Origin of the sequence: Ruminococcus sp. RTP21204st1_B2_RTP21204_210225 (assembly GCF_040914135.1) — a bacterium.
In the GTDB taxonomy this organism is placed as follows: Bacteria; Bacillota; Clostridia; order Oscillospirales; family Ruminococcaceae; genus Hominimerdicola; species Hominimerdicola aceti.
The window spans coordinates 1-11,514 of the sequence record NZ_JBCPGA010000053.1 but is presented as its reverse complement, the minus strand read 5'-3'; the positions used below and the strand labels follow the sequence as shown (position 1 = coordinate 11,514).

Annotated in this window: 10 protein-coding genes; 4 read left to right on the top strand and 6 right to left on the bottom strand. The window is 40.0% G+C overall.

What is annotated here, in order from left to right; all coding sequences use genetic code 11:
- Positions 1-154: 154 nt before the first annotated feature.
- The 5 genes from AB5123_RS12720 to AB5123_RS12700 form a co-directional block, all read right to left on the bottom strand.
- Positions 155-2,263, bottom strand: coding sequence for a polysaccharide biosynthesis protein (locus AB5123_RS12720; protein ID WP_368364905.1), 2,109 nt, complete (start codon positions 2,261-2,263; stop codon positions 155-157).
- 110 nt (positions 2,264-2,373) lie between these two features.
- The gene (locus tag AB5123_RS12715; RefSeq protein ID WP_278643539.1) at positions 2,374-3,078 is read right to left on the bottom strand and encodes a CpsB/CapC family capsule biosynthesis tyrosine phosphatase; all 705 of its coding nucleotides are present in this window, start codon (positions 3,076-3,078) and stop codon (positions 2,374-2,376) included.
- Between the two features lie 19 nt (positions 3,079-3,097).
- Positions 3,098-4,591 carry a polysaccharide biosynthesis tyrosine autokinase gene (locus AB5123_RS12710; protein ID WP_287613451.1) on the bottom strand — a complete coding sequence of 498 codons (1,494 nt, stop codon included), beginning with the start codon at positions 4,589-4,591 and terminating at the stop codon, positions 3,098-3,100.
- A 214-nt stretch (positions 4,592-4,805) separates the two neighbouring features.
- Complete coding sequence (locus AB5123_RS12705; RefSeq protein WP_337812514.1) at positions 4,806-5,354, bottom strand: MATE family efflux transporter; 549 nt, start codon at positions 5,352-5,354, stop codon at positions 4,806-4,808.
- A 96-nt stretch (positions 5,355-5,450) separates the two neighbouring features.
- Entirely contained in the window at positions 5,451-7,526 is a 2,076-nt protein-coding gene (locus tag AB5123_RS12700) for a glycoside hydrolase family 3 C-terminal domain-containing protein (protein WP_302839779.1), read from the bottom strand.
- A gap of 384 nt (positions 7,527-7,910) precedes the next feature.
- On the opposite strand from AB5123_RS12700, the gene AB5123_RS12695 reads away from it, so the two are divergent.
- The 4 genes from AB5123_RS12695 to AB5123_RS12680 all read left to right on the top strand — a co-directional run bounded on the left by AB5123_RS12695 (position 7,911) and on the right by AB5123_RS12680 (position 10,766).
- A complete protein-coding gene (locus tag AB5123_RS12695) occupies positions 7,911-8,513 on the top strand; it encodes a hypothetical protein (RefSeq protein ID WP_022286496.1) in 603 nt (200 codons plus the stop codon).
- 3 nt (positions 8,514-8,516) lie between these two features.
- Complete coding sequence (locus AB5123_RS12690; RefSeq protein WP_368364904.1) at positions 8,517-9,272, top strand: class D sortase; 756 nt, start codon at positions 8,517-8,519, stop codon at positions 9,270-9,272.
- Positions 9,273-9,285: 13 nt separating this feature from the next.
- Positions 9,286-10,188, top strand: coding sequence for a hypothetical protein (locus AB5123_RS12685; RefSeq protein WP_117857370.1), 903 nt, complete (start codon positions 9,286-9,288; stop codon positions 10,186-10,188).
- Positions 10,189-10,295: 107 nt separating this feature from the next.
- A complete protein-coding gene (locus AB5123_RS12680) occupies positions 10,296-10,766 on the top strand; it encodes a transposase (RefSeq protein WP_081855982.1) in 471 nt (156 codons plus the stop codon).
- Between the two features lie 547 nt (positions 10,767-11,313).
- Here AB5123_RS12680 and AB5123_RS12675 read toward each other — a convergent pair.
- The coding region (locus AB5123_RS12675; protein ID WP_368364903.1) for a hypothetical protein at positions 11,314-11,514 on the bottom strand (201 nt) is incomplete at its 5' end.

Sequence of the window (11,514 nt, the reverse complement as noted above, 5' to 3'; positions counted from 1 at the left end):
CTATGCGTCCCCTCAAATGGTTTTCGCCTATCGAATTTCTTAATAATAGTGTCCAATATGATTGACAAACCTACACATCAAGAAAAAGTGTGAAATATTAGGCATAAAAACAGCACCGCAGAAATCCCCGCAGTGCTGAAATATGGATCTTTTATTATTTTGCCGCAGAAACTGCAACATCGTTTCTGCCATATTTTTCATTACCTGTTGGTTTATCACCTACAGGACTGAATGTTGGAACGATCTTTTCGACCATTTCAACGATACTTTCGTCATTGTTATAGCTTGCACGAGCAAGCTCTCCAAGCTGACCAAGGAATGTTTCTGTGTCAAACGGTATAGGCTTTCCGATATGGATAAGCTCATTGTCCGTTTTCATCATGCCCTCCTCTGCCATAAGCTTCTCCTCAAAAAGCTTCTCGCCAGGACGCAGACCTGAGTAAACTATTTTGATATCTACATCAGGCTTATATCCTGAAAGTCTGATAAGATTTCTCGCAAGTGTGTCTATCTTCACAGGCGCACCCATATCAAGGACAAATATCTCGCCGCCCCATGCGTATGTGCCTGCCTGAAGAACAAGGCTCACAGCCTCAGGTATAGTCATGAAATATCTTATGATATCAGGGTGAGTAACAGTAACAGGACCGCCTGCTTCTATCTGCTTTTTGAACAGTGGGATTACAGAGCCGTTGCTTCCAAGAACGTTTCCAAAACGAACTGCAACAAACTGTGTGCCATTTCTGTCCTTATTGCCAACGCTTTCGATCTTAATCGCTTCACTGCTCTCTATATTATCAACAGCTATCTCGTCCATCGGATCGTTCTCAAGCATACCGTCTGTCATTTCATCAACGTGTGCATGGAGCATAGGTAGAAGATCAGTTCTGCCTGCCTTGCTGATAGCGTCCATGCTCTGGATGACCATTTCGCAGAGTCTTTTACTTGCACCCATAATATTAGTAGGGTTTACAGCCTTATCAGTGCTTATAAGCACAAACCTCTTTGTGCCATGCTTCAAAGCGGCATAGGCTGTCTTGTATGTACCAACAACATTGTTTTTGATAGCCTCATTAGGGCTTGTTTCCATAAGCGGAACGTGCTTATGTGCTGCAGCGTGATAAACGATATCAGGCTTGTATTTTTCAAAAACGTCATTGATACGTCTGCTGTCACGAACAGAGCCGATAAGCGTCACAAGATTGAGTTTACTGCCATATTTACGTTTAAGCTCCTGCTCTATTTCATAAGCATTGTTTTCATAAATGTCAAATATGATAAGCTGTTTAGGCTCATGACCTGCTATCTGTCGGCAAAGCTCGCTTCCGATAGAGCCACCGCCACCTGTTACCAATATGGTCTTACCCTTAAGGTGCTGGAATATCTCGTCCATGTTTACTCTGATAGGCTCTCTTCCAAGCAGATCCTCGACCGCAACAGGCTTCATCTTGCTGAGAAGCACCTCACCATTTGTTATCTGATAAACGCCCGGAAGCTGTTTCATCTCACAGCCTGTTTCCTTACAAATATTAAGGATATCCCTTTTGTTCTCAGGTGATGCAGTTGGAATTGCAAAAAGGATCTGATCAATATTATACTTTTTGACGCTTTCCATAATGCAATCACGGCCACCAACGATAGGAACTCCTCCGATATTTCTTCCCCACTTATTTGGGTTATCATCGATTATGCAGAGTGGTCTTGCATTTGCACGTTCTGACATCGTAAGCTCTTTAAGGATCATCTGACCCGAAGCACCTGCACCAATAACCATTGCATTATGCACTGCCACCTGATTTGTTACCTGTTTTGCTCTTAAAAGGGTGACATATCTATAGGCAAAACGCACTGCTGTTATAAGCACGAACTGAGTTCCCGCTCCTACTATATAGTAAGCCACAGGCATTCTCATGAAGAGTAATGTTATACCCACAGCCTGGAATATGGTAGTAACTATCGAGGCCAAAAATATCCTTGACAGTTCGCCAATGCTAGCAAATCTCCACAAACTATTATAAAGCTTGAACACAAAAAACACCACAACACAGAAAGCTGTATATATTGGAGCAAACTTTACATAGGCAAGCATATACTCCTTTGGTATTGCAGAAAAAGTAAGGTCAAATCTGATGAAAAGTCCGAAAATGTAGGATAGATTTACGGCAACAATATCATAGAAACACAGAAAGAATGCAATAAGCATCCAATGCTTTATCTTTTTGTTTTTCCACACCTGAACTGTGTTTTCACTTGTTTTCTCCATAAATAAAACATACCTCCGCTCAATTAAAGCAATGAATAAGATCACACCATGGCCACCCCTCAATGGCACAGTGCAGGCTATTTATAATATCATCAATATTTTTTCTATACTTAAAAAGCAAACATTCTTTCTTCGTCAGACATAGCAGACATGAGTACTTTATCAGAACGTCTTATATTTTCACTTCCAGATCTTTTAGCTATAAGATCAAAATTAGGTTTTCTATCATCAAGATCATGAGCATCGCTTCCAAAGACAAAATCTCTGCCACTTGAAATAAGCTTATTAACAAAACGTCTTGTGGAAAAATGCTCAAAAGCTTCTGCATTTATCTGAAAAACTGCATCCACAGACATCAGACTTTTCAGATCTGACTTTGAATAAACGCCCATATATCTATGTACATGGGCGATTATCGGAATAAGCCTTCGAGAATTTGCTATCTCGTCTATCTCCTCGACGATCCAACTGTTATACTGAGTGAATGGTGGTTCAAGAAGAATAAGTCTTGTTCCGCTGATACACAGCTTTTCAAGTTCTCCTAATACGCTGATGCCTTTTTCTATAGCCACCTCAGCACCAATATGTATATCCTTCACGGCAGGGCCAGACGCCATGAGCTTCTCATATGCATTTTGCCGTTTGACAAGATAACTGTCTAAAGAAGCTTCCCTGTGCATATAAAAATGCGGTGTTGCCACAATTATACCTATGCCCTGCTGTTTCATCATTTTTATCATTTTAAGTGATGTTTTGATGCTGTCAGAGCCGTCATCGATATTCGGCAGTATGTGGCTGTGATAATCGGTAGTCAATCTAACATCTCCATGTCATTTAACTTTCGGCAGAAGTATCCTTCCCACCGTATTTATAGCTGTAGTCATATTTATACTTGTAGCTATACTTGTATCCGTAATGAGAACCGTTCTTTGCGGAAATATCATTAAGAACAAACCCAAGCAGATTGCAATCGCCTATCTCAAGCTTCTTCATAGACTCCTCTATCTCCTGATATGTAGTTCTTCCATATCTCGCCACAAGAAGAACGCCTGCGACCTCGTCTGCAAGGCTCATTACGTCAGTTACAGGAAGCAGCGGGGTTCCGTCGACAATAACATAATCATACTTATGCTGAACATATTCAAGCAATTCACGCATTTTCTCAGAAGCAAGAAGCTCTGACGGGTTTGGAGGCAAAACGCCTGATGTAAGAACAGCAAAATTGCCATTCTTGGTTTCATGCACACACTTATCAAATGTGCTTTCACCACTCAGTATTGTTGAAAGTCCAACATTGTTTTTTAACTTGAAGTTTCTGTGCTGAACAGGTCTTCTCATATCAGCGTCAATAAGAAGAACCTTATTTTCTGTTTCAGCCATTGAAGCTGCAAGGTTTGCAACTGTTACAGACTTACCCTCACTTGGATTAGGGCTAGAAACGACAACTATCTTATTTCGTGTTGTAGAAAGTGTAAACATAAGGTTTGTACGCATTGTTTTGTAGTTCTCTACAATATTAAACGGTATATCCTTATTATTGAACAGAAGCTGTTTTTTTCTGTCAGCAGAAGAACCTTCATCCTTTTTAGAAGTCTTTCCGCCAATATTCATTATCTCACCAACGATAGGCTTCTGATAAATGTCGCCAAGCTCATCAGAATTCTTTACAGTGTTGTCAAAGAAGTCAATAACAAGTATCACTAGAACAGCCACCATCAAGCCACCAACAAAGCCAAGGGCAACATTTTTAGTGGTGTTAGGAGAAACAGGTGTATTGTAAACCTCAGCATCACCTATCTTTTCAACTGAGCCTGCACCGATAACTCTTATAAGAAAGCTTGGAGCGACGTCAGCCATGATGTTACAAAGGTCAGAAGAAAGCTTTGCATTGGTTGTTGTGGCAGTTATCTGAAGTACCTCTGTCTGATTTACAGCGATCATGCTATAAGCATTTCTCAGGTCGTCATTTGAAACCCTGCCGCTTGTTACAGTAAAATAAGGAGCAAGCTGTTCAGGAGTATACATCTCAAGAAGTTTATCGCTTACCTCGTTCATTACCGGGTCATCAGTAAGTATAACAATGTAGGTCTGTACCAATGACTTTGAAGCATCAATGTCCTGTAAGTCAACATTAGTCTTATCCTGACCCATTGATTGATTATCAGCACTTTTAACATACATTGAAACGTGTGACTGATACTGCTTACTCATAACAAATTTTGATACGAAAAGGGCCAGTATCGCACACACTATTGAAGCGGCAACGATATACCAAACCTTTCCGAGAAGAAGTACCAGAAGATCCTTGATAGTGTAATTTTTTTTCATTTGAATTATTCACCCTATTGTTGATATTTTCGTTATTTTCCCAAAAAATAAACCGTACAATAATAATTTTATCACATTCTATTCAAAAAGTCAACTTTAAACGATACGTTTTTTTGTATTTCAACAAAAAAATGGTTTTTTGTTATAACATACAATAAGATAAACAAAATCAGCCAAGTATTTGTCGGAAAATCATATAAGCTGACAGCTTAATTTAACAATTATGAATGGCTACTGTAAAAGCCGCCATTACAGTCGTTCCAAAACTATTTACCAGTCCCTGTATCATAAGTATGCCGAAATTCATGACAGATTGCTGAACTGAGGCAGCGGTCGACATTCGCACCACTTCACCAAAACTGCAATCCTTCCAAGATTTTTTCTTGAAGTATAGTCGCAAAAGAGGTTCTTTGGCAAGAGTGTAAAAGCAAAGTCCCACACCTGACAGGATAATTATAACATAATCAGATGTCAACAACATTATTTTCATTGGAGTATGCGAAAGTTTCAAAATCTCATTGGAAAAGCACAATGTGATAGGCTCTGTCACCAAAGTAACAGAGCCTATGATCAGAAATGATATGTTCAGACAGCCTTTCAGGCGGCGTTCATTTCTTTCACCGAAACAATAAGAAACAAGCGAGCCACTGCCCATGCACAGACCTATTATGATCGAACAGAGAAAAGTCATGAGGGTGTATGTGCCGCCCACAGCCGCAAGGGCATTTTCGCCAAGAAATCTGCCAACAATAAGTGTCGGCAATGTTATACACCTGCTGGAGCAGATTTCACAGTATCATCGGGCTTGAAAAAGCAAGAAGCAAGCTTATGATACTGCCGTTTGTAAGATCTCTTTTCATTATCGTTCTATCTTGATACTCATACAGTTTGTACCACTAAGCTGACAACTAAGTTCATCAGGCTGATGCGTACCAACATAGAGGGTGAATTCCTTTGCAAACTGTTTTCTCTCGCCGATATCTGACACTGTTGTGAAAGCTTTGTCAGGTACTTCGATTTCAACATCAAGCTTTTCACCTTTTTTGACAAAAATTCTCTTGAAGCCGCACAGCACAGGATAAGCCGGAGCATTGTCACAATGTGATTTAATGTAAAGTTCGATAACATCACATGTATCGGCACCGTTATTTTCTACCTCTACATTGACTTTGCCATCGTCATAACTAAGTGATGTAACAACAACATCTCCATAAGTAAGACCATAGCCGAATGGATAAAGAATGTTATCTCTCGTGTACCTATATGTTCTATCAGACATAGCATAATCAGTAAAGCAAGGCAGCTTGTCGGCGCTATTATAGAATGTAACAGGCAGTTTTCCTGATGGCGACACTTTACCAAAAATAATATCCGCAATAGCCTTGCCGCCCTCTGAACCCGGATACCATGCGTGAATAAGAGCGTCACAATCATGCTCGATATTTATTGAGCTTCCTGCCGCACATACCACTATCATAGGCTTGCCGATCTTTGCGACACGCTTTATAAGCTCACGCTGACTTTCAGGAAGTCTTAGATCGTTCTTGTCACCTGATGAAAACTCATTACCTGTGTCGCCCTCCTCGCCCTCAATAGTGGCGTCAAGACCAACGCAAAGTATCACAACATCAGAATTTGCCGCTGCCGCCTCAGCTTCAGCGTATCTATCCCCTGCCTGTGCAAGACCCGATACTCTGTCCTTATACAAGTGACAGCCTTCAGCATAAAGCACCCTGCCCTCAAATGCGTCCTCGATACCCTCAAGGAAAGTAACATACCTGTCGGCTGTGCCGTTATAATTGCCCTCTAAAGCCGCTCTGCTGTCCGCATTTGGACCTATTACAGCGATAGTTGATATTGATTTTTTGTCAAGTGGTAGAATACCCTTGTTTTTGAGCAACACCATGGACTTCACTGCACACTGGTAGGATACAGCTTTATGCTCAGGGCAAGAAACAACGCTGTATGGTATGTTGTCATATTCCGTTGACTTGTCAAACATACCAAGTCTTATGCGAGTTCTCATAAGAGCAACACAGGAAGCCCGGATTTCATCTTCTGTCACAAGCCCCTTGTCAAGAGCAGAAAGCAGGTGTACATACGTACAACCGCAGTTCACATTACAACCTGCTTTAAGTGCCATTGCGGCCGACTCTACAGGAGAAGACGTCACCATATGGTGTTCGTGGAAATCCCTTATTGCCCAGCAATCAGAAACAAAATAGCCATCAAAACCCCATTTGTCGAGCTTGCCCATTAGAAACTCACTAGCACATGACGGCTCGCCATTCACACGGTTATACGCACCCATTACACCCTCGACCTTTGCTTTTTTCACAAGCTCCTCAAAGGCGTAAAGATAGGTTTCTTCAAGGTCTTTCCAATTAACCTCTGCATTAAATTCATGGCGAACAGCCTCAGGTCCGCTATGTACTGCAAAATGCTTTGCACAAGCGGCAGTTTTCAGTACCTTGCCACTGCCCTGCAAGCCTTTTACATATGCCTTGCCGCACTCTGCGGTAAGATAAGGGTCTTCACCGTAAGTCTCATGACCTCTGCCCCAGCGTGGATCTCTGAAAATATTTATATTAGGTGCCCAAAGGGTAAGACCCTTGTATATATCCCTGTCATCACGCTTTGAATACTCATTATACTTAGCACGAGCTTCTGTGGAGGTTATATCTGCCACTTTGAACACAAGGTCGGTGTCAAACATAGCCGCAAGACCTATTGCCTGTGGAAACATGGTGGCCACACCGCTTCGTGCAAGCCCATGGATACCCTCATTCCACCAGTTATAGGCAGGAATGCCGAGCCGCTCAACAGCAGGAGCGTCATATCTAAGCTGTGAAGCCGCCTCCTCTACGGTCATTTCATTTACAAGTGCTTCAGCTCTTTCCTGAGCTGAAAGGCTTTCATTGAGATAATTTTTCATATATCCTCCTTGCACATTACGTCAATTATATCATACAAAAAAATTATACACCATGACATGACATCGTGTCAAGACATATAATTATAATAATTAATGTAGAAATTATATCTAAATGCTTTGAGATCAGCTTTGACAAAAATCATAAAAGCACCAAAACAGTAATGTTATAAGTCTTTTATTTGAGAATGCCGAGGATCTTTCGTATTTTCCAGCAATATACAATCGCATGAAATAGCGCATATACGCACTTATACATAACTATTTCAAATTATCGTAAAAATATTTGCTTTTTTCTGAAAAAAATACCAATAAAAATATTGACAATCGAATTTTAATAGTGTATAATATTGTTATAAGAAAATATTACGAAAGGTGATAGGTGTTATGAAAAAGATATTTAAGTCAATTTCGGCTTCTGTTACTGCGTTCATCATTGCTTCAACAATGGTTGTAAGCGCATCAGCAGCTTCTTCTGCCGATGTTGTTTCTGCAGCTAAATCAGCAGGTGTTCCTTCTAACCACGTATCAGAGCTTAAGAACTACCTTGATTCTCACGCTTCAAAGTTCAGCTCTGCTGACTATGATTACATGGTAAAGGCTCTCTCTGATTGTGGTGCTACATATGTTCAGCCTGTTGCTGACAAGCTTTTTGGTGCAGGAACAGATCTTGCTTCACTAACAAACGATCAGCTTAGACAGGTGTTTAAGGAAATGGGCGAGGATAGCAGAAAGGCTATTGCTGATGCTTGCGTAGCTACAGGTAAACACTTTGGTGTTACTATCAAGGTAGACGAGCTTACAAGCAAGGATTGGAACGTTCAGGTTGTTGATTCAGATGGCAATACAAACATTGGAACAAACACAGGTAATGGTTCACTTAATACTGGTGCAAACAGCATGACAGCTGTTCAGGTTGCTGCGGTTCTTACACTTGCTCTTAGTGCATTTGGTATTACAGTAGCTGTTAAGAAGAACAAAGAGTGCTAAGATATGGTCAGGAATGAGGTTAAAGCTTCCTCGTCTGACGCAAACAAACTGAAAAAAAATAAGAGGACGTCAGTGGCTGTAATGGTCTTGACGCCTCTTTTAGTTTTGGCTCTTTGTTTGTCTATCATGACGCTGGTAAGTTATAAAAAATTCATAGAGCTGCAAGGATATGCAGCAATAGCGTTCAATGAGAACGCTCATTTGAAAAACCCATCAGAGGATAATAAATACAGAAATGCAGACGCACTGCCTATGAAGGGATTAACAAAAGTCACAGTGCCAAATTCTGAAAATAAGACGGAACAGCATGAGATAATCTATCCGTATTACGGCGACAAATATGCTGAGCTGACCGTAAAGAATGATAAGGCAGGCATTGACAAAGAGCCTGTTTACTGGGGAGACTCTGATGATCTCCTAGCAAAAGGGGTTGTGCAATCTAACTATTCTGCATATATAGGTGCTACAGGCAGAGTTGTCCTTGCGGCACATAACCACACTTATTTCAGATATTTACCTAATATTCTAGTGGGTGATCAAGTGATACTAAAAACAGATTATGGCAAATTTACTTATGAGGTCACAGAAACTAAGGTACTTCCAGATACAGATACTTCCCTTTTGTATTATGACGTGACCGCAGATCCACCTGTAGATGATCTGATACTCTACACTTGCTGGAACAATGGATATATGGGTCTTTCAGATCAGAGGCTATATGTTATCTGCAAAGTCGTAAGCAAAGAATATAAGAATTAGGAGGGAAAGATCTGTGAAAAACAAAAAACTATACAACTACCTGCCTAATCTGATAATCTCGCTGTTTTTGGCATTTATATTCCTTGCGCTGTCACTTCTGTTTGCGGCAGATAATATTTTCTTTGAACCGACAACCTATACGAACAGTATGCACAAGATAAAAATTGAGGACACGGCTTTCCAGGAGATACAGACATATTCTGAACAACAATATGCCTACACTGGTGTTGAAGCTGATACCCTGAAGAAGTCGATTAACAAAACTGATGTATCAAACGCTATTTATAGCTATGTTGAAGATACTTTCAGTTATATTCTTGGCGAAAAGAGCGAACTTCCTGAGTTTAAGGCAGACTTTACGCTTCTTGAAAAGAATATCTCAGACGATTATACAAAATGGGCTGAAAAAGAAGGCGTTGAATATACTCAGGAACTTGAAGACATAAAGCATAAGACAATAAAAAATGTGGAGCAGGCAATTGAATCCGACCTTGACGTTATGCTTTTGAGCCATATAAATAAACCTAATGGCATTTCCACAAAGCTTAAAGATCTGCTTGTGCTTGCGAGAAAAATAAGGATAGCTCTTATTGCAACGGCTGTTATATTTATAGGCGTTATGGCAGCAGTAAACAGAAAGCATATAAGCGGTTTGCTTTATTGGGTAGGCACTTCACTTTTCTGTTCCTCAATGCTCATTCTTGTTCCGTGTGCTATCCTAAAGGGTACAAAATATTATGACGGGCTTGCGATACATAATGACACTGTGTATAATGCACTCACAAGATCCATGTATGGCTTAACTGACAGCCTTATTAAATTATCGACAGTTACTCTCATAGTGGCAGTTCTTTTTATGGCACTTTTTGCGTTGATAATCAATCTGACAAAGTTCAAAAAGAAAGAAAAATGCTAAATTTATCAGACCCCTGTTTAAAATAAGGGTCTGTTTTTTTACAGAGGAAACAATTCCATTTAATAGTCGTCAATAGTTTAAAAATATGATTAAAACGTTGTAATAATATTACGATATATAATGGATTTGGAATTGTCATAGCTGAACCATTTGATGTATCTCACACAGAAAGTGATCTCTATAAGCTTGTGCAGCTCATCAAATCACTTTCAGGTGAAACAAAGGTTGTTATGGAATACACAGGTGCATATTATGAACCGATCGCCAATGCACTCCACAACCAGGTTATATTTGTATCCGTAGTCAATCCTTTGTTGATCGATGACTATGGCACAAATCGTGTTAGAAAGGTCAAGACCGATAAGAAAGATTCTCTAAAAATAGCCTCGTTTGCTATCGATAAATGGCTTGACCTTCGTGAGTACATACCTGCCAATGATATTCGCAAAACGCTTAAGATCCTTAACAGGCAGTATGTTCAATATAATAAAATTCTTGTTATGCAGAAAAACAATCTTATCAGCCTGCTTGATTCCTGCTTTCCAAATGCCAACACATTATTCACTTCACCTCGCTGAGAGTCTGACGGACACGAAAAATAGGTCGATTTCGTGCTGAAGTTTCCTCATATTCATTCTATTTCAAAGCTTTCCTTATCAGCTTTTAAGGTAAAGTATCAAAGCTGGTGCAGAAAGAACAATTACAACTATAGTGATAAAAAAGCTGCTGATATCCACTCATATTGCAAAACACAGATAAGCGTATTACCTATGACGGATTCCGTCATTAAGATTATTACAGAAGCGGCTGTGATGCTTAATTCCACTCTTGAAACGCTGTGCACAAGTTCCTGCGCATTTACTATGCTCGGGTCATGCAGGCTCTGAACTGATTTCTAAACAAATATTTTTTAATCAGACTGCTTCAAAAAAAAGATTTTGATGCGGTCTTTTAGTCATGCACTTTTTATCTTTGTGAATTGTTTGTAAATTCACTTAATTGGGGCTTGACTTTTATTTGCAGGTCTTTATCACTTTGAATTATACAAGTATTGTCATTTTAGATAAAGCTTGTATTGGATGCGTGGTTTTAAATTAATAAATATTTTTATCAAGATATTACCCTTTACAAATTCCCCACCAAAATAGGATCCAGCAAGACATACTCAAACACGCCTATCCCCAGCAGAGCCAGTAATATCGGCAAAATAAGCACCGCCGTCGCCGCAAGGAATGTCGAGATAACACTCTTGAGCTTCGCTGACAGAAAATAGATGATGAGCATTGCACAAAGCAGCGCAAGGTATCTTCCGGCGATTATGAGAAT